The following is an 18,542-nucleotide window of genomic DNA, read 5'->3' as shown; positions in this document are numbered from 1 at the left end:
GTCGGGCCACAAACCTCAATGGGCTTGTCCAGCCAGCGCTCGATCTCGGCTTCAAGAGCATCGTCCAGCTTGGTGCCGGCCGCTGAGAAGAACTTGATGCCGTTGTCGTGGTGGGGATTGTGGGAGGCGCTGATCACAATGCCGGCCGAAGCGCGGAAAGTGCGAGTCAGGTAAGCGATTGCCGGCGTTGGCATCGGACCAAGCAGCTTTACATCCACACCCGCCGCCGCAAGGCCAGCCTCAAGGGCCGACTCAAACATGTAACCGGACAGGCGAGTATCCTTGCCGATCAGTACGCTGTTGCGCTGACCATCGCGCTTGAAGGCCTGGCCCGCAGCCCAGCCAAGTTTCAGCATGAATTCCGGCGTTATCGGAAACTCACCCACGTGCCCGCGAATACCGTCCGTACCAAAGTACTTTCTCTCGGACATTAACCTGCCTCCTTCACTGCCGCCACCACACGGATAGCGTCCACTGTTTCCCTGACATCGTGCACACGAATAATACTGGCACCCTTCATGGCCGCTATTGTCGCGGCCGCAAGGCTCGCAGGCAACCTTTCATTCACCTCACGGCCAGTGATATGGCCCAACATGGACTTCCTGGAAACGCCAACCAGCAGGGGATGCCCGAGGATGTGCATCTGCTCAAGGGAGGCCAGCAACTGCAGGTTGTGCTCAAGGCTTTTCCCAAAACCGAAGCCGGGATCCAGCAGGATGTTTTCAGGGCGAATTCCGGCCTGCTCCGCAACGCGGATGCGCTCGGTCAGAAAAGCACTGACTTCCCGACGCACATTCCGGTACTCGGGACGATCCTGCATGGTATCCGGCTCCCCCTGGATGTGCATGATGCAAACCGGTATGCCCGCTTTTGCAGCCACTTCCGGAGCACCGTCACGCTGCAGGGCCCGCACATCATTGATCAGGCCGGCCCCGAGTTTTGCCGTTTCAGCCATCACTTCCGGCGCACTGGTGTCTACCGAGATAACCGCGTCGAGCTCCCGGGCTGCTGCCTCAACCACCGGGCAGACCCGGTCCAGCTCTTCCTGCAACGACACGGGCGTGGCACCCGGGCGCGTGGATTCGCCACCGATGTCGATAAACGTGGCGCCATCGGCAACCATCTGCCTGGCCCGGACGAGAGCCGCATCCGGCCGGTTATATTGGCCACCATCGGAAAACGAATCCGGTGTTACATTCAGAACGCCCATCACGTGGCAGCGGGACATATCCAGTTCCCGCCCGGCAAAATTCATTTTCATGGCAAACCTTTTTTCACAATGACAAAAACAAACGCCGCCCGGAATCCGGGCGGCGCAGGGAACTACACTCTTTTTATAACCAAAAGCTGCTAGCCGTCAGTGTTCTCCGGCCGGCCGGCCAACGCCGGGATGACGACCGTCATCGGAAGCCTTTGGCTCCGGCGCCGTCTCAGGCTCGTCGGCCTTGACGCCACCAGCGGGACCACTGTCTCCCCAACCTTTCGGCGGGCGAGGTGTGCGGCCTTCCATGATGTCATCAATCTGGTGACGATCGATGGTTTCGTACTTCATCAACGCGTCGGCCATCATGTCGAGCTTGTCCCGGTTATCGACCAGAATCTGCTTGGCTTTTTCGTAGCAGCTGTCGATGATGTTGCGAACTTCCTCATCAATGCGCTGGGCCGTTTCCGGTGAGTACACCGTCTGGGACTGACCCGCAGACCGGCCGAGGAACGGCTCTTCGCTGTCGGTATCATACTGCAACGGACCCAGCTTCTCGGACAGACCCCAACGGGTCACCATGTTGCGGGCCAGACTGGTCGCCCGCTCGATGTCATTCGACGCACCGGTCGTCACACCATCAAAGCCCAGCGTCAGTTCTTCCGCGATGCGGCCACCGAACAGACTGCAGATCGAGCTGATCAGGAAGCGCTTGCTATGGCTGTACTTGTCTTCCTCGGGGAGGAACATGGTGACACCCAGAGCGCGGCCGCGCGGAATGATGCTCACCTTGTACACCGGATCGTGCTCCGGCATCAGACGACCCACAATAGCGTGGCCAGACTCGTGGTAAGCCGTATTCCGCTTTTCTTTCTCGCTCATCACCATGGACTTGCGCTCGGCGCCCATCATGATCTTGTCTTTGGCAAGCTCGAACTCTTCCATGGACACGAGACGCTGGTTGCGACGGGCCGCGAAGAGCGCCGCCTCGTTGACCAGGTTTGCGAGGTCCGCACCGGAGAATCCGGGCGTGCCACGAGCGATCAGAACCGGCTCTACGCCATCCGCCAGGGGCACTTTTTTCATGTGCACCTTGAGGATCTGCTCACGACCAATGATGTCTGGCAGGCCAACAACAACCTGACGGTCGAAACGGCCCGGGCGCAACAGTGCCGGGTCGAGAACGTCGGGACGGTTAGTAGCGGCAATTACGATAACGCCTTCATTACCCTCAAAACCGTCCATCTCAACGAGCAGCTGGTTGAGCGTCTGTTCACGCTCGTCATGACCGCCACCCATGCCGGCGCCACGGTGGCGACCAACAGCATCGATCTCGTCGATGAAGATAATGCAGGGGCTTTGCTTCTTGGCCTGTTCGAACATGTCACGAACCCGGGAAGCACCCACGCCCACGAACATTTCGACAAAGTCAGAACCGGAGATGGAGAAGAAGGGCACCTTGGCTTCGCCGGCAATAGCCTTGGCGAGCAGGGTTTTACCCGTACCCGGCTGACCAACCATCAGGACACCTTTGGGGATGCTGCCGCCAAGACGCTGGAACTTGCTGGGATCTCGCAGGAAATCCACCAGTTCCTTAACATCTTCCTTGGCTTCATCAACACCGGCCACGTCCGCGAAGGTGGTCTTGATCTGGTCTTCGCTCATCAGACGCGCTTTACTCTTGCCGAACGACATGGGGCCTTTGCCGCCACCGCCGCCCTGCATCTGGCGCATGAAGAACACAAACAGTGCGATGATGATCAGTATCGGAAACGCGGCTACCAGAAGCTGTGTCCACAGGCTCTGGCGCTCAGGCTCCTTACCGATAACCTCAACGTTGTTCGCGAGCAGATCGTCCATCAGCTTGTTGTCAGACACTTGAGGACGGATTGTCTGGAACTGGGAGCCGTCACCACGGGTACCCTGAACCTGCAACCCATCGATTGTGACCTGACGGACCTGGCCTTCCTGGACCATCTCCACAAACTGGGAATAGTTGACTTGTTGGCCGGTGGTGGTGGGAGAAAAGTTCTGAAACACCATCAGCAGCACGGCGGCTATAATTAGCCAGAGAACCAGATTTTTTGCCATATCGTTCAAGGATCATCACCTGTGAATTGTAGGGTTAACCTTTCTCAAAGCACCCTTTTCTGACACCTTACACCAATTGTACGCCCGTCCACCAGAAACGGCCCATCCGTATCGGCCACACGCAGCACACAGTTTTTTAATGAAAAGTCGCCTTAACCTTCATATTGGGCGCCATATCTGAAATTACAACAGCAACCCTCAATACGCCCCCAATTCCGCGAACCTTTTGACCCTTGCCACCCGGGTTGGTTCCTTCTGCTTGCTGCCCCCACGTCGATACGTGTTAACGGCCATTCTTACAGCGGAACGATCTGTTACAATTCGTCGATTATACGTTCAAGTCAGCCTTTCCGCCGCTGACCTTTTGTTAATTGCACCAATAAAGAGATTACATCATGAGTCTTTCACCGGAACAGCGCCGGGAATACCGGGCGATTGCCCACAACCTCAAGCCCGTCATCATTGTTGGCGACAAAGGCCTTTCCGAGGGACTGCAGGAAGAACTCGAGCGCGCACTGAATGATCATGAGCTGATCAAGATCAAGGTGGCGAGCCAAGACCGGGAAACCCGGCACGAGGCGATCACCGCGCTGTGCGAATCCTCTGGCGCCGAGCTCGTCCAGACCATCGGCAAGATCGCCGTCATACTGCGCCGGGCCAAAAAGCCGAACCCCAAGCTCTCCAACCTGTTGCGCCACAAACACTGATCCGCCCGGAACCCAGAAACAGAAAAGCCGGCTCGGGAAAACCCCAGCCGGCTTTTTTCGTTCAGCACAGACGAGATCAGATGTACTCGACCTGCTCAATCTCGTATTCCACGGTACCGGAAGGCACGCGAATGGCGACCACATCGCCCTCGCTCTTGCCTACCAGCGCCCGCGCAATCGGTGAGGAAATCGACAGCTTGCCTGCCTTGATATCCGCCTCATCCTCACCAACGATCTTGTAGATCACCTGTTCGTCCGTATCCATGTTAAGCAGGTGTACCGTGGTGCCGAAGATCACCTTGCCGGTATTCTCGATGGTGGTCACATCGATTACCTGAGCGGCTGAAAGCTTGCCCTCGATTTCCTGGATACGGCCTTCAATAAAGCTCTGCTGCTCGCGGGCAGCATGATATTCAGCGTTCTCTTTCAGGTCGCCGTGCTCCCGGGCATCGGCAATCGCCGCAATAACCCGGGGACGATCCTCGGACTTCAGCTTCTGAAGCTCCTCGCGGAGGCGGGTCTCGCCCGCCTTTGTCATCGGTACTCTGTCAGCCATAGTCTCACTTTCCTGCGTGAAGATCCTGGAGGCGGCGTACAGTGCGCTCCGGGCCGAACTTGATGGCCCGGCAGAAGGCTTCGCCGCCCGCCAGTGTTGTTGTGTAGGTTACCTTGGTCTGCAACGCCGACTGGCGGATCTGGGCCGAGTCGGAAATGGCCTTGCGACCTTCAGTGGTATTGATGATCAGCTGAACCTGTCCGTTCTTGATGGCGTCCACAATATGCGGACGGCCTTCACGGACCTTGTTCACCCGATCAACCTCGATTCCGGCCTCTTTCAGGGCCTTGGCGGTGCCGGTGGTAGCCACAAGCTTGAAGCCGGCTTCGACCAGATCCCGGGCCACTTTTGCGGCGCCGGGCTTGTCAACATCCCGCACAGACATGAACGCAGTGCCCTTGGCCGGCAGACGCTCACCAACAGCCAGCGCGGCTTTGGCGAAGGCTTCGTCGAAGCTGTCACCCAGGCCCATGACCTCACCGGTCGATTTCATTTCCGGCCCAAGGATCGGATCCACCGCCGGGAACTTGTTGAACGGGAACACCGACTCTTTCACCGCATAATAGCTGGGGATGATTTCCTGGGTGAACTCCAGCTCTTTGAGGGTCTTGCCAGCCATCACCCGGGCCGCCACCTTGGCCAGGGACACACCGATGGCCTTGGACACGAACGGCACGGTACGCGAGGCCCGCGGGTTTACCTCGATCACGTAGATCTCGCCGTCCTGCCAGGCCAGCTGCACGTTCATCAGACCGACCACATCCAGCTCGATGGCCATCTTCTTGACGGCATCGCGCATTTCGTCCTGAACCTGCTGGGACAGGGTGTAAGGCGGCAGTGAACAGGCGGAGTCACCGGAGTGAACACCGGCCTGCTCAATGTGCTGCATGATGCCTCCAATCACTACGTCTTTACCGTCGGAGATGGCGTCGATGTCCACCTCGATGGCGGCGTTCAGGAAGTGGTCTAGCAACACCGGGCTGTCGTTCGAGACCAGCACTGCATTGCGCATGTAGCGAACCAGTTCTTCCTCGTCATAAACGATTTCCATGGCACGGCCACCCAGAACGTAGGAGGGACGTACCACCAGCGGGTAACCGATTTCCCGGGCCGCCAGGATGCCTTCCTCGTGACTACGCACGGTGGCGTTTTCCGGCTGCTTCAGGCCCAGGCGGGTGATCATCTGCTGGAACCGTTCCCGGTCCTCGGCACGGTCAATGGCGTCCGGGCTGGTGCCGATGATCGGCACACCGGCCGCTTCCAGGCCACGGGCCAGTTTCAGCGGGGTCTGGCCGCCGTACTGCACAATCACGCCCTTGGGCTTCTCGACGTGAATGATTTCCAGCACGTCTTCCAGGGTGATCGGCTCGAAGTACAACCGGTCGGAGGTGTCGTAGTCGGTGGACACGGTCTCCGGGTTGCAGTTGATCATGATGGTTTCGTAGCCGTCTTCACGCATGGCCAGGGCCGCATGCACACAGCAGTAATCGAACTCGATGCCCTGGCCGATCCGGTTAGGGCCACCACCGATCACCACGATCTTCTCGCGGTCGCTGGCGTCCGACTCGCACTCTTCCTCATAGGTGGAGTACATGTACGCGGTGTCGGAGGCAAACTCGGCGGCGCAGGTATCCACGCGCTTGTACACCGGGCGGATATCCAGATCGTGGCGCAGCTTGCGCAGGCTTACCTCGGAGATGCCCAGCAGTTTCGCCAGGCGGGCATCGGAGAAGCCCTTGCGCTTGAGACGGAACAGGGTGGCCTGGTCAATGTCGGCCTTGCCGGCACTCTTCAGCGCCTGCTCTTCCCTGATCAGGTCCTCGATCTGCACCAGGTACCAGGGATCCACGTGGGTATGCTCGTGCAGGTCCTCCACCGTCATGCCAGCCCGGAAAGCGTCGCCGATGTACCAGATGCGGTCGGCACCGGGCACGTTCAGTTCGCGGGTCAGGGTTTCCTGGGAATTCTCGGAATCCAGGTCTTCGAGTTTCTCGTCAAAGCCTTCGGAACCCACTTCCAGGCCGCGCAGGGCTTTCTGCAGGGATTCCTGGAAGGTGCGGCCAATGGCCATGACCTCACCCACGGATTTCATCTGGGTGGTCAGGCGGGCGTCGGCCTGGGGGAATTTCTCGAAGGTGAACCGGGGGATCTTGGTGACCACGTAGTCGATGGACGGCTCGAACGAGGCCGGGGTGACGCCGCCGGTAATTTCGTTGCGCAGCTCATCCAGGGTGTAGCCTACCGCCAGCTTGGCCGCGACCTTGGCGATCGGGAAGCCGGTGGCCTTGGAGGCCAGTGCCGAGGAGCGGGACACCCGGGGGTTCATCTCGATGACGACCATGCGGCCGGTGTCCGGATTCATGCCGAACTGCACGTTGGAGCCGCCGGTTTCCACACCGATTTCACGCAGGACTGCCAACGAGGCGTTCCGCATGATCTGGTATTCCTTGTCGGTGAGGGTCTGGGCCGGGGCCACGGTGATGGAGTCACCGGTGTGCACACCCATGGCGTCGAAGTTCTCGATGGCACAGACGATGATGCAGTTGTCGTTTTTGTCCCGGACAACTTCCATCTCGTACTCTTTCCAGCCGATCAGGGATTCGTCGATCAGCAGTTCGTTGGTCGGGGACAGGTCCAGACCACGAGTACAGATTTCCTCGAACTCGTCGCGGTTGTAGGCGATACCGCCGCCGGAGCCGCCCATGGTGAAAGACGGGCGGATGATGCACGGGAAGCCGATGTCGTCAGCCACTTTCCAGGCTTCTTCCATGGAGTGGGCGATGGTGGCCCGCGGACACTCGAGGCCGATCTTCTTCATGGCCTTGTCGAAGCGGTCCCGGTCTTCGGCTTTATCAATGGTGTCGGCGTTGGCGCCGATCATTTCCACGCCGTGCTTTTCCAGAATGCCGTGGCGCTCGAGGTCCAGGGCGCAGTTCAGCGCGGTCTGGCCGCCCATGGTGGGCAACAGCGCATCCGGCTGCTCTTTCTCGATGATCTTCTCGACGGTCTTCCAGGTGATCGGCTCGATGTAGGTGGCATCGGCCATGACCGGGTCGGTCATGATGGTTGCCGGGTTGGAGTTAACCAGAATAACCCGGTAACCCTCTTCGCGCAGCGCCTTGCAGGCCTGGGCTCCGGAGTAATCAAACTCGCACGCCTGCCCGATCACGATGGGGCCGGCGCCCAGGATCAGGATGCTTTGGATGTCGGTACGTTTTGGCATGTCTTGGTAAACCTGTCAGCAACTTTTGAATTCTGGCAGCGCAACACGCGGCGCCCGTGAGCTTTCCGTAGCGATCGGTCTCAGGCCGATCGCGCCTCCATCAGGCGGATAAACTCGTCAAACAGCGGGGCCACATCATGGGGGCCGGGGCTGGCTTCCGGGTGGCCCTGGAAGCTGTAGGCCGGCTTGTCGGTCCGGCGAATGCCCTGCAGGGTGCCGTCAAACAGGGACTTGTGAGTCGCCTCGACATTGGCCGGCAGAGTTGCCTCATCCACGGCAAACCCGTGGTTCTGGCTGGTGATCATCACGGTGCCGGTGGCGATATCCTGAACCGGATGGTTGGCTCCGTGGTGGCCATGCCCCATCTTCATGGTCTTGGCACCGCTGGCCAGGGCCAGCAACTGGTGCCCCAGACAGATACCAAACACCGGAATCTCGGTTTCCAGCACTTCCTTGATGGCGGTGATGGCGTAATCACAGGGCTCGGGGTCCCCGGGACCATTGGACAGGAACACACCGTCCGGGTTCATCGCCAGAACCTCGGAGGCCGGAGTCTGCGCCGGCACCACGGTGATGTCGCAGCCCCGGGAGGCGAGCATGCGCAGGATGTTCAGCTTGACGCCGTAATCCCAGGCAACCACCTTGAACCGTGATTCCTCACGCTCACCGTAACCCTCGCCCAGGGTCCACTCCGTCTCTTTCCAGGACCAGATCTTGTCGGAGGTAACCTCTTTTGCCAGATCCATACCCTTGAGGCCCGGGAAGGCTTTTGCCAGTTCCAGAGCCCGCTCGGCAGTGGCGTTTTCACCGGCAACGATGGCACCGTTCTGGGAGCCCTTGTCCCGGAGGATGCGGGTCAGACGGCGGGTATCGATGTCGGCGATCCCAACAATGTTGTTGCTTCGCAGGTAATCGTCCAGAGTTCCCTTGCTACGCCAGCTGCTGGCCAGCAGAGGCAGATCGCGGATAATCAGGCCGGCGGCCTGGATGCGGTCTGACTCAATGTCTTCTTCGTTCACACCGGTGTTACCGATATGCGGGTAGGTCAGGGTCACGATCTGGCGGGAGTAGGACGGGTCGGTCAGGATTTCCTGGTAGCCGGTCATGGCGGTGTTGAACACCACTTCGCCGCTGGTTTCTCCGTCAGCGCCGATGGCTGTGCCGTAGAACAGGCTTCCGTCTGCGAGTGCAAGGATTGCTGGTGTGCTCAAGGCTTGTATCCTCATCGAGTGGCGTATCGGTTCGTCACGAACAGGAACGCAAGCGCAAATTCAGGTTGCAAAAAAGCGAGACGGAGTCTTAACTCGGTCCCGCTTTTTCAGAATCTTTGTGCAAAGGTACGCTTGGTGCAGTCAAACCGCCTTATTGTAAAAAATATGGCGCTTTGTGTCCACGAGAAATGGCCTCACTTGAGGTCCAGCACGTCCTGCATATCATAAAGCCCGGCCGGCTTATCCTTCAGCCATAAAGCGGCCCGCATGGCACCCTTGGCAAAGGTCATCCGGCTGCTTGCCTTGTGGGTCACCTCGATACGCTCACCCTCGGTGGCGAACAAGACGGTGTGATCACCCACCACATCCCCCGCCCGAATCGTTTCGAAACCGATTTCCTTGCGGGTTCGCTCGCCGGTGAAGCCCTCACGACCATAGACGGCACACTCTTTCAGGTCACGACCGAGGGCATCGGCGACGACTTCACCCATGCGCAGGGCCGTTCCCGAGGGCGCGTCTTTCTTGTGGCGGTGATGGGCTTCGATAATCTCCACGTCGTAGTCGTCACCCAGGGTTGCGGCGGCGGTGCGCAGCAGGTTGAGGACGACGTTAACACCCACGCTCATGTTGGGCGCAAACACTACGGGCGTGGACTCGGCGGCCAGAGCCAGTTGCTGCTTTTCGGCGTCGGACATGCCGGTAGTGCCGATCACGAGCATCTTGCCGTTGGCCTTGCAGAACTCGGCGTTTTCCAGAGTCAGGTCCGGGAAGGTGAAGTCGATAAGCACATCGAAATCATCCTTCACATCGGCCAGGCTGCCGGCCATTTTGACGCCGGTTTTGCCGATCCCGGTCATTTCGCCGGCATCGGCGCCGATCAGGCTACTGCCGGGCTCGACCACGGCGGCACCCAGCTCGAGACCCTCGGCGCCGTCAACGGCTTCAATCAGGACTTTTCCCATGCGCCCGGCGGCGCCGATGATTGCTACCCTCATGCTCGCGTTCCTTCTTGTCGCGCCGATCAGAATTTCATTTCGTCGAAGAAGCTTTTCACGCCTTCAAACCAGGAGGTCTTCTTCGGGCCGTGCTCTGTGCCGTTACTGGCGTCCAGAGTTTTCTGGAACTCTTCCAGCAGCTCTTTCTGGCGCTTGGTCAGATTCACCGGCGTTTCCACGATCACACGGCACAGCAAGTCACCAGCAGGACCACCACGAACCGGGCTGACACCCTTGTTACGAAGGCGGAACAGCTTGCCGGTCTGGGTCTCCGGTGGAATCTTCAGTTTCACCCGGCCATCCAGTGTCGGCACCTCGAGCTCTCCACCCAGAGAGGCATCAACGATGCTGATGGGAACTTCGCAATAGAGGTTGCGGCCATCGCGGGTAAAGATGGAATGTTCCCGCACGGCTATCTGCACATACAGATCTCCGGGAGGACCACCATCGACGCCCATCTCGCCTTCACCGGAAAGGCGAATGCGGTCGCCGGTGTCAACGCCGGGCGGCACCTTGACCGACAGTGTTTTCTCTTCCTGAACCCTGCCCTGACCGTGACAGGCCTTACAGGGGTTCTTGATGATCTGGCCGGAGCCCCGACAGGTCGGACAGGCCTGCTGTACGGTAAAGAAGCCCTGCTGCATGCGCACCTGACCCATGCCCGCGCAGGTCGGGCAGGTCACCGGCTGCTCGCCGGCCTTGGCGCCGGAGCCGTCACAGACCTCGCAGGGGTCCCAGCTGGGCACGCGGATCTTTTCCTCGCAGCCGTGCACCGCCTGCTCCAGGCTCAGCTCCAGGGTGTAGCGCAGGTCCGCGCCGCGGGCCGGACCGCGACGGCCCCCACCGCCGCCGAAGATATCGCCGAAGATATCTCCGAAAATATCGCCGAAGCCGCCACCGCCGAAGCCACCGGCCCCGGCGCCGCCACCGGCCTGGCCGTTGACGCCGGCGTGGCCGAACTGGTCGTAGGCAGCCCGCTTGGACGGCTCTGCCAGTACTTCGTAGGCTTCGCTGGCCTCCTTGAACTTGTTCTCGGCTTCGGTGTCGTCCGGGTTACGGTCGGGGTGGTACTTCATGGCGAGCTTTCGGTAGGCTCGCTTGATTTCCTTCTCGTCCGCGTCCCGGGAAATCCCGAGAATCTCGTAATAATCGCGCTTGGCCATGCTTTTAAAACCCTGTTTTTAAACGCGGAAAACGCGGGGATCTCCCCGCGTTTTCCAACTACCTGATGTACGTCAGATTTATCGCTTGTCGTCGTCTTTGACTTCTTCGAACTCAGCGTCGACAGCATCGTCAGACTTCTGGCCCTGGGCTTCTTCCTGCCCACCGGCTTGCTGGGTCTGATCCGCCTGATCTGCATACATCTTCTGAGCCAGCTCGGAAGAGACCTCGGTCAGCTTCTGAGTCTTGGCTTCGATGTCTTCCTTGTCGGAACCTTCCAGAGCGGTTTCGAGCTCCTTGATGGACGCTTCGATGGACTCTTTCTCGCTGTCGCTGACCTTGTCACCGGCTTCGTTCAATGTCTTGCGAACGGCGTGAACCATCGCGTCGCCCTGGTTGCGAACCTGGACAAGCTCTTCGAACTTGCGATCTTCCTCGGCGTTGGCCTCGGCGTCCTGCACCATCTTCTCGATTTCGTCATCGTTCAGACCGGAAGAGGCCTTGATCACGATTGACTGCTCTTTACCGGTCGCCTTGTCTTTGGCGGACACGTTCAGGATACCGTTGGCGTCGATATCGAAGGTAACTTCAATCTGCGGCACACCACGCGCTGCCGGCGGAATATCAGCCAGATCGAAACGGCCCAGCGACTTGTTCTGGGAAGCCTGCTTACGCTCACCCTGAACCACGTGAATGGTTACCGCGGTCTGGTTGTCGTCCGCTGTGGAGAACGTCTGCGACTTCTTGGTCGGAATCGTGGTGTTCTTGTCGATCAGCGGAGTTGCCACACCGCCCATGGTTTCAATACCCAGGGTCAGCGGGGTTACGTCCAGCAGCAGAACGTCCTTCACATCACCGGAGAGAACGGCCGCCTGGATGGCAGCACCCATCGCCACAGCTTCGTCCGGGTTAACGTCCTTGCGAGCTTCTTTGCCGAAGAACTCTTTCACTTTTTCCTGCACCAGCGGCATGCGGGTCTGACCGCCGACCAGGATAACCTCGTCGACTTCGCCTGCCTTCATGCCTGCGTCCTGCAGCGCCACTTTACACGGCTCGAGGCTGCGCTGAACCAGGTCTTCTACCAGAGATTCCAGCTTGGCACGGGTCAGCTTCACGTTCATGTGCTTGGGACCAGACGCGTCTGCGGTGATGTACGGCAGGTTAACGTCGGTCTGCTGGCTGCTGGAAAGCTCGATCTTGGCTTTCTCGCCCGCTTCCTTCAGACGCTGCATCGCCAGGGAATCGCCGCGCAGGTCGATACCGCTGTCTTTCTTGAACTGGTCTGCGAGGTACTCGATGATCTTCAGGTCGAAGTCTTCACCACCGAGGAAGGTGTCACCGTTGGTGGCCAGAACCTCGAACTGGTGCTCACCGTCAACATCGGCAATTTCGATGATGGACAGGTCAAAGGTACCACCGCCCAGGTCATATACCGCCACGGTACGATCGCCGCTCTTCTTGTCCAGGCCATAAGCCAGGGCTGCTGCGGTCGGCTCGTTGATAATCCGCTTCACTTCCAGACCGGCGATCTTGCCTGCATCTTTGGTAGCCTGACGCTGGCTGTCGTTGAAGTAGGCCGGAACAGTGATGACGGCTTCGGTCACTTTTTCGCCCAGGTAGTCTTCTGCAGTCTTCTTCATCTTCTTGAGAACTTCTGCAGACACCTGCGGCGGCGCCATTTTCTCGCCCTTCACTTCAACCCAGGCATCACCGTTGTCTGCCTTGGCAATCTTGTAGGGCACCATCTTGATGTCTTTCTGGACCACATCGTCTTCAAAACGACGACCGATCAGACGCTTGATGGCGTACAGGGTGTTGTTCGGGTTGGTAACCGCCTGGCGCTTGGCTGACTGGCCAACCAGGGTCTCACCATCGTCGGTGTAGGCGATGATGGACGGGGTGGTGCGATCACCCTCGGCGTTCTCGATTACCTTCACCTTGTCGCCATCCATGATGGCTACACAAGAGTTGGTCGTTCCCAGGTCGATACCGATAATCTTGCTCATTGAGTCACTCCAATTCTTCTGAATGCTTTCCAGGAGGCCATTTGCCTCCGCTTTCGCTATTTACTGGCTATATTGGCGCTTTAATCGGCTTTTCAAGCCTGCTCATCAATTTTTGGTGCATCTTCCGCTTTCGCGACCACCACCATGGCCGGCCGCACAACACGACCATTCAGCAGATACCCTTTCTGCACCACGGCTACCACGCTGTTCGGCTCGGCATCCGGCGCAGGCACCATGGACATGGCCTCGTGATGCTGGGGATCGAAGGGTGCGCCCACCGGGTTGATCTGCTCAACGTTGAATTTCTTCAGGCTGGACATGAAAAGACTCAGGGTCATTTCCACGCCTTCGCGAATTGAGGCAACCAGTTCGCCGGACTCATCGTGACCCTCGGTGCTCTCGACCGCCTTCTCAAGGCTGTCAGCTACCGGCAACAGCTCCTTGACGAACTTTTCCAGGGCAAACTTGTGCGCCTTCTCAACGTCGATCTCGGCCCGACGGCGCACGTTCTGCATTTCCGCCTGGGAGCGCAGCATCTGCTCCTGGAATTCCTGAACCTGAGCCTGGAGCGCTTCCACTTCGGAGGTTTCGTTGTCGCCGGCTTCGCCTTCAGCGGCCTGGGCCTCCTCTTTCGCAGCCTCGAGGGCTTCGTTCAGTTCCTCATGCTCGTTGCGGTTCTCGTCAGTGCTCATGGCTACTCCTGCTTCATCTAAAGCGGCCCGCTGTCAGTGGCCGGTTGAACATGGGCTCCGGCCGCCTCGAGCCGGAAAATGTCGTTGCGAACGGATATGGGGCCCGCTCTCCAGGTTTCAACCACCAAAGCCTGCAATCCTGAAGAAAATACCTGCCTCAGGTTTGCAAACCACAAAAACCCTGTATATATTCACAGTCACTGTATACATCCACAGTGTTTTGCCGGTTTCAGGAACAACGCGGAGGTTATCTGCATGCTGACTCAACTTACGGTTTCCAATTACGCCATCGCTGAACGGGTGGAACTCCAGTTCAGCAAGGGCATGACCGCATTGACCGGCGAGACCGGCGCCGGAAAATCCATCGTTCTGGACGCCCTCGGCCTGGCCATGGGTGGCAGAGCCGATGCCGGCGCCGTCCGGCATGGCGCCAAACGCGCCGACATCACAGCGACCTTCGACGTATCCGGCATTCCCGAGGCAACCGAATGGTTGGCAGAACACGAGCTGGATGACGACAACGATTGCATCCTGCGCCGGGTCATCAGCAAGGATGGCCGCTCCCGCGCCTACATCAATGGCCAACCCTGCCCCCTGAACCACCTCAAGGAACTGGGCGGTGTGCTAATGGATATTCACAGCCAGCATCAGCACCAGTCTCTTTTGCGCAAGGAAACCCACCGCAAGCTGGTGGACGAGTTCGCCGGCGTTGAGACCCTGGCCGCTGAAACACGGGAAGCCTGGAAATCCTGGAACCAGATCCGCCAGCGGCTGACCGAACGCCAGCAGAATGCCGATGAAGCAGAGGCCAAACTCCAGCTTTTGCGGTATCAGGTGGAAGAACTGGATCGTCTGGCCCTGGAAGCGGGCGAGCAGGAAAACCTGGAACAGGAACAGGCGCAGCTCAGCCAGGCGGATACGGTTCTGCACAACAGCCATCAGGCCGCCCTGCTTTGCACCGAAGATGAAACCAGCGCAGTGGATCTGGTGCGCCAGGCGTTACAGCAGCTGGAGCAGCTTCCGGTGGATGTTCCCGCACTGGCAGACACGATCCAGATGCTGAACGAAGCCCAGATCCAGATCAGTGAGGCCGGCGACAACCTTCGCCATTTCGTCGAGGACTACGAGGCCGATCCGGCTCGACTGGCGGAAGTGGAAGAACGGCTGAGCGCCATCTACCAGATGGCCCGCAAACACCGGATCACACCGGAAGAATTACCGGAACTGCATCAGCGCCTGAGTGCGGAGCTGGCCGAGCTGGACGGTGGCGAAGGCAGCCTGGAGCAGCTGGCCGCAGAGCTGGACAGCCAGCGCGGACGCTTCGATGAGCTGGCCGCGGAGCTGTCAGAGGCCCGCGCCAGGGCCGCCGCCGAACTGGATCAGCGGGTCGCGGCGGAGCTCGCCCAGTTAAGCATGCCCAACATGCAGTTCATTACACACCTGAACCGCAGCAACGGTGGGGAGCCGGCGCCCCACGGACTGGAAGAGATTGAATTCCTGGTCAGCGCCAACCCGGGGCAGCCTGCGCGGCCACTGGCCAAAGTAGCCTCCGGCGGCGAACTGTCGCGGATCAGCCTTGCCATCCAGGTGGTGGTTGCCCAGACATCAACCACACCCACACTGGTCTTCGATGAAGTGGATGTCGGCATTGGTGGCGGCACGGCCGAGGTGGTTGGCCGACTGTTACGGACTCTTGGCGGCAACGGGCAGGTGCTCTGCGTCACCCACCTGCCGCAAGTGGCCGCCCAGTGTCATCAGCACCTGTTTGTCAGCAAGTTCACCGAGCAGGATGCCACCTTCTCGAAAATCGAGACGCTGGACGATCAGGGCAGAATCAGTGAAGTGGCGAGAATGCTGGGAGGCGTGGACATGACCGAACATACGATCGCTCATGCCAGGGAAATGTTTTCAAAGGGGCAGGCAACCCATCACTGAACTGCGAGCAACGATCCACTACCCCTCTCGATCCTGAGAGCTGTTGGGGCGGGCCAAAAACCCGCCCCTTTTTTCGTTCCTTCAGCCAACGACCCGAGCCGGGCTCAGGACTTGATCGGCTTTACGTACAGAATCAGGCTGTGGTCGACGATTTCGTAACCGTGCTCTTCGGCAATCTTCTTTTGTCGCTCTTCAATGACCTCGTCGACAAACTCGACTACCTCACCCGTCTGGGTGCACACCATATGGTCGTGGTGGTCGTCTCCAGCCATCTCGAACACGGCATGGCCGCCCTCAAAATTATGGCGCAGTACCAGCCCTGCTGCTTCAAACTGCGTCAGCACCCGGTAGACTGTTGCCAGCCCCACGTCATCGCCTTGCTCCAGAAGCTTCTTGTATACATCTTCGGCACTGAGGTGATGCTCCTCCGCGGTCTCCAGAATATTGAAGATTTTGACCCGCGGCAGAGTCACTTTCAGACCGACTTTTCGTAATTCGGCGTTTTCGGATGACATGTTACTATTCACTCTTTGGTGTGCCTCACGGCTTCCGGTATGATGAAGCCGCCATTGAACGGTTAACCCGTGTCACACCTGCCTCTGGCAGGCGATTTCAAGATAGAGGATTTCCCCCGGCGATGCAAAAGCTCACAGCTCTCATTCTCACTTTCGTTCTATCCGGTTGCGTTTTCCCGGGCGTCTACAAAATCAACGTCCAGCAGGGAAACATCGTTACCGATGAGGAGCTGACGCAGCTGACCGAGGGCATGCCACGCAGCCAGGTGCACGCCGTGATGGGAACACCGCTCATGCTCAACCCGGTTGACCCCTCCCGCGAATACTACGTGTATACCTTCCAGAGAGAAGGCGGGGACATCCAGGAACAGCGCATTATCGTGTACTACGAGAACGACCAGTACGCCTATTACGAGGCACAACTGCTGGAAGAAACGCCGGCCTACTGAGCCTGACCTTTCTTTTTCGCCCGATTCAGTCGCGCCTGCTTCGGATCGATCTTCAGCGGGCGATACAGTTCCACCCGGTCACCTTCACGCAGTTCATGGGCGGCCGGGTCCTTGATCACCTTCCCGAACACGCCCATATCAATCGTATCCGGATCGATCTCCGGAAAAATATCACTGATCCCAGACAGCTTGGCCGCTTCCAGGGCAGTTGTGCCCTCGGGCACATTTACCGGCACAATTTCCTGCCGGTCAGGCCGGGCATAGGCCACTTCCACCTGAATCATGCACCCTCCTTCCGGTAGAGCTCATCAGCGCGCCGGCAAAAGGCATCCACCATCGTATTGGCCGCCTGACTGAATACCGGCCCGAAGGTCATCCTTGAAAGCGATCCGGAGAATTCGAACTCCAGGGTCAGGATCACCTTGCAGGCGTTCTCGTCCAGGGATTTGAAATGCCATCGACCGGTCAGGTTGCGAAAAGGGCCATCCACCAGGTTCATCTCGATCGCCTCAGGCATCAGCAACTGATTCCGGGTTGTGAGCGTGTGCCGCACCCCACCCTTGGCGATTTCTAGCGACGCTGTCACCTGCTCGGGCTGGCGCTCATGAATCTCCGCGCCAGCGCACCAGGGGAGAAACTCCGGGTAACGGGCGATGTCATTCACCAGGTGAAACATGCGCTCGGCGGAGTGCATAACCAAAGCTGTTTTATCAATCTGATGGGGCATTGGAACCGGTTGTCCTGCTTGCAAACACGCTGTGAAAAGGTTGCAGACTTCTGGAGAGGAAGACAGCCTCAATCACACGCTATCATAAAGGATATCGTCCTGTTTTGGGGCTTTTTCGCCTGACTTACCACCACTTTCCTCCACCCCCGGCGGCTTCTGGTCTGACACGGGCGCTGTCTTCTCGGCCTCGGCGGCTTTCTCCTCCGGCTCGGCCGGCGTAGCGGCAAAAGGCCGATCTCTCGCTGGCACTTCCCCGTCGTCCGAGACCATGGCAGCGGGCTGATCGCACCAGGCTGCAACATTACCGTTGCTGCACAGGTTAGCCAGTGAAAAGGCCGTGTACTGGATCCCTATCCACGCAACAACGAGGGGCAGCACCAGGCGCATCACCCAGAACCAGATGCTGGCGAACAGTCTTGGCGTTGCGCCGAGCATGGTACCCGAAAGGTGCCGGGTCAGGCACCAGCCGGTAAACAGCGCAATCAAGATGGCCACGAGCGGAATCAGCAGGCCACCGGTGATCAGCTCCAGCCAGCGGAACATGGTGGCGCCGCCCATCCGCTCCTCGGCCCAGACATTAAACGACAGCAGAGACGCGAGCCCGGCCAGCCACACCGACAGACCAATCAGCAGCACCGACAGTGCCCTGGGCGCCCCGGTCCACTCACGAAACCAGCCCACGATGGGCTCCAGCAGATTCAGGGATGTGGTCCAGACAATCAGCACCACTAGCAGAAAAATAGCGGCGATCACGAACTGGCTCGCGGGCAACTGGGCCAGCGTGACCGGCATGGAAACAAAGAGCAGGCTGAAGCCCCGTTCACCGTCAAAGCTGTTGCCGTCTGTTGCGATCGCGAAGATCATCAGGCCAGCCAGGATCGCCACCAGGGTATCCATCAGCACCACGGCCAGAATCGAACGCTTCAGACGGGTTTGAGGCGTGGTGTACGAGCCCAGTATCGCCCAGACACCCATACCGAGCCCGAGCGTAAAAAAGGCATGAAACAATGCGGCTTTCAGGCTTTCCCAGGAAAGGTCCTCGGGATGCATGGCCAGAATATGGTTGATGGCCC

General features: G+C 59.0%; 16 protein-coding genes and 1 pseudogene. 3 read left to right on the top strand and 14 right to left on the bottom strand.

The features are described from left to right. The 3 genes and pseudogenes from glmM to ftsH all read right to left on the bottom strand — a co-directional run. Nucleotides 1-431, bottom strand: a pseudogene (gene glmM, locus B2W52_RS05340) (phosphoglucosamine mutase); the annotation flags it as partial. Further along, entirely contained in the window at nt 431-1,261 is an 831-nt protein-coding gene (folP, locus tag B2W52_RS05335) for a dihydropteroate synthase (protein ID WP_008171527.1), read from the bottom strand. The pseudogene glmM and the gene folP, both read right to left, overlap by 1 nt. Before the next feature lie 96 nt (nt 1,262-1,357). Next, nucleotides 1,358-3,301 (bottom strand): ATP-dependent zinc metalloprotease FtsH, encoded by a 1,944-nt coding sequence (gene ftsH / locus B2W52_RS05330; RefSeq protein ID WP_169702170.1) that lies wholly within the window; start codon nt 3,299-3,301, stop codon nt 1,358-1,360. Between the two features lie 386 nt (nt 3,302-3,687). On the opposite strand from ftsH, the gene yhbY reads away from it, so the two are divergent. Continuing rightward, the gene (gene yhbY, locus B2W52_RS05325; RefSeq protein WP_008171523.1) at nt 3,688-3,999 is read left to right on the top strand and encodes a ribosome assembly RNA-binding protein YhbY; all 312 of its coding nucleotides are present in this window, start codon (nt 3,688-3,690) and stop codon (nt 3,997-3,999) included. A 76-nt stretch (nt 4,000-4,075) separates the two neighbouring features. Here the strand turns inward: yhbY and greA are convergent, their stop codons facing one another. From greA to grpE, 7 genes are all read right to left on the bottom strand, one after another. Beyond that, nucleotides 4,076-4,555 carry a transcription elongation factor GreA gene (gene greA / locus B2W52_RS05320; protein ID WP_075267597.1) on the bottom strand — a complete coding sequence of 160 codons (480 nt, stop codon included), beginning with the start codon at nt 4,553-4,555 and terminating at the stop codon, nt 4,076-4,078. Between the two features lie 4 nt (nt 4,556-4,559). Beyond that, on the bottom strand, nt 4,560-7,778 hold the full coding sequence (gene carB, locus B2W52_RS05315; protein WP_273068901.1) for a carbamoyl-phosphate synthase large subunit: 3,219 nt from the start codon (nt 7,776-7,778) through the stop codon (nt 4,560-4,562). An 80-nt stretch (nt 7,779-7,858) separates the two neighbouring features. After that, nucleotides 7,859-8,989 carry a glutamine-hydrolyzing carbamoyl-phosphate synthase small subunit gene (carA, locus tag B2W52_RS05310; RefSeq protein ID WP_008171520.1) on the bottom strand — a complete coding sequence of 377 codons (1,131 nt, stop codon included), beginning with the start codon at nt 8,987-8,989 and terminating at the stop codon, nt 7,859-7,861. Between the two features lie 194 nt (nt 8,990-9,183). Beyond that, the gene (gene dapB / locus B2W52_RS05305) at nt 9,184-9,984 is read right to left on the bottom strand and encodes a 4-hydroxy-tetrahydrodipicolinate reductase (protein ID WP_273018473.1); all 801 of its coding nucleotides are present in this window, start codon (nt 9,982-9,984) and stop codon (nt 9,184-9,186) included. 26 nt (nt 9,985-10,010) lie between these two features. Beyond that, nucleotides 10,011-11,147 (bottom strand): molecular chaperone DnaJ, encoded by a 1,137-nt coding sequence (gene dnaJ, locus B2W52_RS05300; protein WP_286801781.1) that lies wholly within the window; start codon nt 11,145-11,147, stop codon nt 10,011-10,013. Between the two features lie 78 nt (nt 11,148-11,225). Further along, nucleotides 11,226-13,151, bottom strand: coding sequence for a molecular chaperone DnaK (gene dnaK, locus B2W52_RS05295; protein ID WP_286801780.1), 1,926 nt, complete (start codon nt 13,149-13,151; stop codon nt 11,226-11,228). 92 nt (nt 13,152-13,243) lie between these two features. Next, on the bottom strand, nt 13,244-13,843 hold the full coding sequence (gene grpE, locus B2W52_RS05290) for a nucleotide exchange factor GrpE (RefSeq protein ID WP_008171515.1): 600 nt from the start codon (nt 13,841-13,843) through the stop codon (nt 13,244-13,246). A 255-nt stretch (nt 13,844-14,098) separates the two neighbouring features. On the opposite strand from grpE, the gene recN reads away from it, so the two are divergent. Continuing rightward, nucleotides 14,099-15,778, top strand: coding sequence for a DNA repair protein RecN (recN, locus tag B2W52_RS05285; RefSeq protein WP_273068899.1), 1,680 nt, complete (start codon nt 14,099-14,101; stop codon nt 15,776-15,778). A 104-nt stretch (nt 15,779-15,882) separates the two neighbouring features. Here recN and fur read toward each other — a convergent pair whose 3' ends face one another. Further along, nucleotides 15,883-16,293 carry a ferric iron uptake transcriptional regulator gene (fur, locus tag B2W52_RS05280; protein WP_008171512.1) on the bottom strand — a complete coding sequence of 137 codons (411 nt, stop codon included), beginning with the start codon at nt 16,291-16,293 and terminating at the stop codon, nt 15,883-15,885. 122 nt (nt 16,294-16,415) lie between these two features. Between fur and B2W52_RS05275 the strand changes: the two genes are divergently transcribed. Then, nucleotides 16,416-16,742: an outer membrane protein assembly factor BamE gene (locus B2W52_RS05275; protein ID WP_053113044.1), complete on the top strand. Its 327-nt coding sequence runs from the start codon at nt 16,416-16,418 to the stop codon at nt 16,740-16,742. Here the strand turns inward: B2W52_RS05275 and B2W52_RS05270 are convergent. The 3 genes from B2W52_RS05270 to B2W52_RS05260 form a co-directional block, all read right to left on the bottom strand. Continuing rightward, on the bottom strand, nt 16,736-17,026 hold the full coding sequence (locus B2W52_RS05270) for an RnfH family protein (protein WP_053113045.1): 291 nt from the start codon (nt 17,024-17,026) through the stop codon (nt 16,736-16,738). The two genes, B2W52_RS05275 and B2W52_RS05270, sit on opposite strands and share 7 nt — an antisense overlap. Further along, nucleotides 17,023-17,469: a type II toxin-antitoxin system RatA family toxin gene (locus B2W52_RS05265; protein WP_008171509.1), complete on the bottom strand. Its 447-nt coding sequence runs from the start codon at nt 17,467-17,469 to the stop codon at nt 17,023-17,025. Before B2W52_RS05265 ends, B2W52_RS05270 begins: the two co-directional genes overlap by 4 nt. Before the next feature lie 72 nt (nt 17,470-17,541). Then, nucleotides 17,542-18,542 (bottom strand): sodium-dependent transporter (locus B2W52_RS05260; protein WP_286801778.1); only part of this gene is annotated, 1,001 nt, incomplete at its 5' end.

Source organism: Marinobacter sp. UBA2498, assembly GCF_002341575.1.
Classification (GTDB): Bacteria; Pseudomonadota; Gammaproteobacteria; order Pseudomonadales; family Oleiphilaceae; genus Marinobacter; species Marinobacter manganoxydans.
This window is presented reverse-complemented; position numbering and strand designations above follow the sequence as displayed.

Excerpts from the sequence above, each read along its gene's own strand:
- folP (WP_008171527.1), bottom strand. The coding sequence starts at position 1,261 with ATGAAAATGAATTTTGCCGGGCGGGAACTGGATATGTCCCGCTGCCAC.
- yhbY (WP_008171523.1), top strand. The coding sequence starts at position 3,688 with ATGAGTCTTTCACCGGAACAGCGCCGGGAATACCGGGCGATTGCCCAC.
- greA (WP_075267597.1), bottom strand. The coding sequence starts at position 4,555 with ATGGCTGACAGAGTACCGATGACAAAGGCGGGCGAGACCCGCCTCCGC.
- carB (WP_273068901.1), bottom strand. The coding sequence starts at position 7,778 with ATGCCAAAACGTACCGACATCCAAAGCATCCTGATCCTGGGCGCCGGC.
- dapB (WP_273018473.1), bottom strand. The coding sequence starts at position 9,984 with ATGAGGGTAGCAATCATCGGCGCCGCCGGGCGCATGGGAAAAGTCCTG.
- dnaJ (WP_286801781.1), bottom strand. The coding sequence starts at position 11,147 with ATGGCCAAGCGCGATTATTACGAGATTCTCGGGATTTCCCGGGACGCG.
- dnaK (WP_286801780.1), bottom strand. The coding sequence starts at position 13,151 with ATGAGCAAGATTATCGGTATCGACCTGGGAACGACCAACTCTTGTGTA.
- grpE (WP_008171515.1), bottom strand. The coding sequence starts at position 13,843 with ATGAGCACTGACGAGAACCGCAACGAGCATGAGGAACTGAACGAAGCC.
- recN (WP_273068899.1), top strand. The coding sequence starts at position 14,099 with ATGCTGACTCAACTTACGGTTTCCAATTACGCCATCGCTGAACGGGTG.
- fur (WP_008171512.1), bottom strand. The coding sequence starts at position 16,293 with ATGTCATCCGAAAACGCCGAATTACGAAAAGTCGGTCTGAAAGTGACT.
- B2W52_RS05275 (WP_053113044.1), top strand. The coding sequence starts at position 16,416 with ATGCAAAAGCTCACAGCTCTCATTCTCACTTTCGTTCTATCCGGTTGC.
- B2W52_RS05270 (WP_053113045.1), bottom strand. The coding sequence starts at position 17,026 with ATGATTCAGGTGGAAGTGGCCTATGCCCGGCCTGACCGGCAGGAAATT.
- B2W52_RS05265 (WP_008171509.1), bottom strand. The coding sequence starts at position 17,469 with ATGCCCCATCAGATTGATAAAACAGCTTTGGTTATGCACTCCGCCGAG.